We start from the raw sequence: 4855 nt of genomic DNA, 5'->3' as shown, positions 1-4855 counted from the left end.
GTGCCCAGCTCGTCACAGAAAAACACCACCCGGCGGGGCAGCTTCCCGTCGTGCTCGTCCGCCACGGAGAACAACTCCCGGCTCAGGGTCTGGATCATCAACCCAGCCATGAAATTTTTCGTGGCATCTTCCTCTGGTAAAATCAGAAATATTGCAGATCTCTTCGAGACAAAGCTCTCGGCGTCTATGGCGCTATCGAAGCAGAGCACCTGTTCCAGCTCCGAGTCCAGGAAAGTGTTCAGCCGGGAGAGCACAGTGGACATAACGGAAGCCATGGACTGCTCCGCGGCGGTGAGGGCGGAGCCGGAGAACCACTTGGCCTTGTGTTCCTCCGGCAGGCGGTCCATGAGAAGCTGGAACTCATTCTTCCCCGGCAGGATACTGGGGGCCAAGAGCTCCTGCACCAGCTTGAACACAGACACGATGTGCCTCCGCTCCCGCAGCTCCCCGTGGATCCTTTTTGGCGGCAAATATTCCGCTAGTAAGAGGGTCACAGCGGTAAGCACACCCTCAGCTGCATCATAAAAATATTGATTTTGTGCGAAGTTCTCCCCGTCTGGGTTGATGATAGTCTTGGACAGGATCTTAGCATATTTCTCCGCCTTGGCCCGGGCAGCCAGGTTGGTGGGATCTTTCCGGCAGACATCCATGTAGTGGTTGATCAGGGTGAGTAGGTTGTAGCCGTCGGAGCGGGTGGGGTTCCGAAGATCCACCACCGACACCTGGTAGCCGTAGCAGTCCCGGGCTATGGCGCCGTAGTTCCGGGCCAGATCTCCCTTCGTGTCACTTGAGAAAAAACTCATACCGCTGGCACAGGCGTACTCGATATTGGGGTACAGGAAATATGCGGTCTTGCCCACGCCGGAGGCGCCGATCATGAGGCAGTGGATGTCGTCACAGTCTACCAGGGCCCGAATCCCACCGTGCTTCCACAGCTTCTCTGGGATGAGCGGATGGACGGTCTTCCCAAGCAAAGAGAACTCCGGCGGAGCCGGGAGCTTTCCCACACAGCCCAGCACCAACCCCTGTGCGTCCGGGAGCTGCTCCCCCTTCCGCCACAGCGCGGGCTGGAAGGGCACGGAACGGAAGGTCTTCCTCACCTCCGCCGGTGTGGCCCAGCGGGCGGTTCCGTGCTGGCCGTCGCCCACGTCCTTGCTCTTGATGCTGTCCAGGCTGCCCCGGCTGGAGAAGGCGGCGATGGCCGCCAGGGCTCCGAATACTGCTGCCAACAGGAGAATCAGCGTCCAGGTATCGTTACTCACGTGTATATCTCCCTCTTTCTGGTCATTCTCTGTGTTTGATCTATCTTCCAGTGTGACCTTCTTTGGTGGGCCAGGATGAACCGGGGCCCGGTCCAGCGGCAGGGCGCACCACCCCCTTGGCGGGCATGGTACGATTTCGGCACGGGGATGGGGCTACATGCTCTGCCCCATAGTCATGGCAGGGCCAGCCATGGCCTGCCCCTGCACCAGATCGTCGTTCCAGTCCTTATGCACAGGGAGCAGGATGCCGCTGTGGTATCCTGCTTCCTGCAACTCTTCCTGGAGGCGCTTGGCCGCCGTCTGTCCGGGCTCGTCGTGATCCAGGCAGAGCACCACATCCCGGAGGCGGGTGTTCTGCTCCAGCATCCAATGCATGGCCTGGCCGCCGGTACCGCACAGGGCCACATAGCTGTGCTCCTGCCATCTGTCCGGGTACAGCGTGAGGAAGCTCAGCAGATCAATCGGGGCCTCAAACACATAGAGCAGGCCGTCCTGTCCCACGTGGCGGAAGCTGTACTGGGGCCTGCTGCCCTCCACGTTGACCTTGAAGGACTTACCCAGACTGTTGGTGCTCCGCTTATGGGCGTGGCGGGGGACGCCCTGCTCGTCTGTCCCCACAAAGACGCAGTTGTGATATTGGGCGTCCTCGTACAGCAGGCCGGCCCGGGCGAAGTGGGTGATAACCTTCCGGCTGATGTGGCGCTGCTTCATCAGGTAGGCGTACACCCGTCGCATATCGGTGTGGGGCGGCGGCAGGGCGAAGGGCTTGAGCGGCTCCTCCCGCTTTGGCTGCGCGGCGGGATATGCCTCCCCCAATTCATTCCCCAGCAGGAGCTCCATGGCCTCCTGATAGGTTGTTCCGTAGTAGTGCTGGACGAAGCTGACCGCGTGGCCGCCCCGCCGGGCAATATGGTCGTACCATTCGCTGCCCCGGACAGTAATATGACGGATCCTGGCCAGCCGGGACTCCCGCCCAGCGCGGAGCAGCTTCTCGCCCCGCCGCCGCAGGAACTCCTCCAGATCAACGGAGTTGGCCTGCTCCTTCTGTTCAGAGGTAAAGTGGATATAGGTTCCCGTGAGAAATCACCTCGGTTTTGGTTGCTGTCTTTCCCTGGATTGTGTAAAATAAAAGAAACAGAATTTGACTGTGCCAGGAGGCTGACCATGAACAAGCAGGATGAGATTTTAACTGTCAGCCCAGAGCAGACCTACCACGCCATCCGCGGCTCCATTGTGACTGCCCAGCACTCCGTAGCCAAAGCGGTCAACTCCGCCATGGTGACCGCCTATTGGGAGATCGGAGAGCAGATCTACAAGGCGTGTGGAGAAAATGACCGGGCGGAGTATGGAAGCAGGCTCTTAGAATACCTCTCCGCAAAACTGACTGCTGAATTCGGAAAAGGCTTCAGTGTGCAGGGGCTCCGAAATATGCGCCAGTTCTATTGCACGTTCCCAATTCGCTCCACACTGTGGAGCGAATTGAGCTGGTCCCACTACCGCCTGCTGATGCGTATATCAGACGAGAAGGCACGCGCATTCTATGCGGAGGAGTGTGCCAAATCAGCCTGGAGTGTGCGCCAGCTGGAGCGCCAGATCAACACCATGTACTACCGGCGGATCCTGGCCAGCCAGGACAAGGCGTCTGTCGCTGCGGAAATTCAGCTCAGAGAGCCCAAGCCCGAATACGAGAAGATCATAAAGGATCCCTATGTCATAGAGTTCCTTCAGATCCAGCCGGATACCCATGTCTACGAGAGTGATCTGGAGCAGGCCCTTATTGATCACCTCCAGCAGTTCCTCCTGGAACTGGGCCGCGGTTTTTCCTTCGTCTCCCGCCAGAAGCGGTTTACTCTGGACGGGCAGAGTTTCTTTATTGACCTGGTGTTTTACAACTACATCCTCAAGTGCTTTGTGCTGATCGATCTGAAAACAGATACCCTGACCCACCAGGACATCGGCCAGATGCAGATGCATGTGAACTACTACACCCGTGAGATGATGAATGAAGGGGACAATCCGCCCATTGGCATTGTGCTGTGTGCGGAGAAAAACGACGCGGTGGTACGCTATACGCTGCCGGAAAACAACACCCAGATCTTCACCTCCAAGTACAAAACCTATCTGCCCACGGAGGATGAGTTGAAGCGGGAGCTTCGACTCGACTCCTTTCACAAGTTGGATGAATAGTTGAAGTTGGGGCTTGGACTGATCCGAGCCCCACTAGTTCATCCGCAGTTCCTCATGGTCATCCGCCTTATGTCCTAGGGCCATACGCTTCTCCCGGAGCATCCGGCGGCGCTTCTTGTCAATGTGCAGGCAAGCCTGGATGGCATCGGAGGCGGACTGCTCTCGGAAGATGCGGCCCATGTTGTGGAATAGCTGAAGGACACATCGGGCGGTATCCGCGTGGGATACCGCCCGATGTGTCTGTGTACGCTGGTGGTGCGTGACCTTCTGCTGTGGGTGATGTGCCCCATGCGGCATACCGGATTGTGCAGGCGGTGTGCCAGATGGGGTAAACCCGTGTACCACCTCATCTGTTGCAGGCGGCTCACGTCGCCCCAGCCGGAGCATCTCCCGTATGACCATGTTGCGCACGGCCTTGAACTCCTTCTGTTTGGAAAGAGGTAGGCGCTCCGGCAGCTGCTCAGAATAGGTGCGGCATACCTCCTCCCGCATCTGGTTCCACAGGTTGTAGGCGGCTGCTACGCGCTCGTCCTTTGCCAGCTCATCCACGATGGCATCCACCAATGCTTTGGTTTTGGGTGGCAGGTAGCCGTAGACTTTTTTGCCCTGGGTGTTGTGCAGCCGCTGGGCCAGCTCCAGCACCAGCCGCTCCAGGTTTTCATTTTGGAGCTGGCCAGTCTCCATCTGGGTGATCAGCTCTGCCATGGTGCGCTCCGCATCCCGGCCCAGAGCGTCCCGGTATTCGGTTTTCTGTTCGTAGACGTGGAGCAAATCCTGTTGGAAGATCCGCCGGCCGAAGGCGGACTTCACCTGCTGGATACCCTGCCTGGTGAGGTAGCCCTCCTTGGGATCGGAGGAGAACACCACCATGTGGATATGGACGCTGTCCTCCTTGCGGTGGAAGGCGGCGTACCAGCACAGGTGCTCCAGCGGGATCTTATACCCCCTGGCGATCTCAGGCGCGCAGGCGCACACCAGTTGCCGCCAGCTCTCCGCGTCGTTGTAGCCCAGCCGTTCCGCGTCCTCCCGGCGGATGGCCACCACCGGCGTCCACACACTGCCGGTGTGCTCCGCCACCTCCCGGACGGCCTGGGAGAGATTGCGTACCTTGCCCCCGGCGCACCACAGGCCGTGCTCACCGTTCAGCTGCACGCCGGGGCGGTGGGACACGTAGTCCAGGTAGTTCTCCATCCGGCGCATGGGCTCCGCGAAGTCCTCCTGCACCTGGCGGATGAAAGTGTTGGCGTTTGCCTGGGTGGGCACGTTGCAGTAGTCTTCATACTCCAGCAATTCCTTCGCGCCGGGGAAGTCACGGAGCAGGTGCTGGATATAAGCCTGCTGCTTTTTCGTAGCGGGCTGGTCCCCGTGCTCACCCCTGAGCACCTCCACGCCGGGGCGGGTGGCGA

4 protein-coding genes are annotated in these 4855 nt (G+C 59.4%); 1 reads left to right on the top strand and 3 read right to left on the bottom strand.

Annotation, left to right across the window (positions count from 1 at the left end; genetic code table 11):
• Together HMPREF0372_RS20815 and HMPREF0372_RS14295 are read right to left on the bottom strand one after the other, a co-directional pair.
• Window positions 1–1262, bottom strand: a 1262-nt coding sequence (locus HMPREF0372_RS20815) for a type IV secretory system conjugative DNA transfer family protein (protein ID WP_007493940.1), incomplete at its 3' end; no start/stop codon positions are given.
• 153 nt (window positions 1263–1415) lie between these two features.
• On the bottom strand, window positions 1416–2102 hold the full coding sequence (locus HMPREF0372_RS14295; protein ID WP_007493932.1) for a DUF3991 and toprim domain-containing protein: 687 nt from the start codon (window positions 2100–2102) through the stop codon (window positions 1416–1418).
• Between the two features lie 324 nt (window positions 2103–2426).
• Between HMPREF0372_RS14295 and HMPREF0372_RS14290 the strand changes: the two genes are divergently transcribed.
• Window positions 2427–3449 carry a PDDEXK nuclease domain-containing protein gene (locus HMPREF0372_RS14290; RefSeq protein WP_050810506.1) on the top strand — a complete coding sequence of 341 codons (1023 nt, stop codon included), beginning with the start codon at window positions 2427–2429 and terminating at the stop codon, window positions 3447–3449.
• A gap of 33 nt (window positions 3450–3482) precedes the next feature.
• On the opposite strand, the gene mobP3 is transcribed toward HMPREF0372_RS14290, so the two are convergent.
• On the bottom strand, window positions 3483–4855 hold a 1373-nt coding region (gene mobP3 / locus HMPREF0372_RS14285; protein WP_007493928.1), incomplete at its 5' end, for a MobP3 family relaxase.

This window comes from Flavonifractor plautii ATCC 29863 (assembly GCF_000239295.1).
Lineage (GTDB): Bacteria > Bacillota > Clostridia > Oscillospirales > Oscillospiraceae > Flavonifractor > Flavonifractor plautii.
Note: the sequence above shows the minus strand (reverse complement) of the source record. Positions and strands in the feature narration are given on the sequence as shown.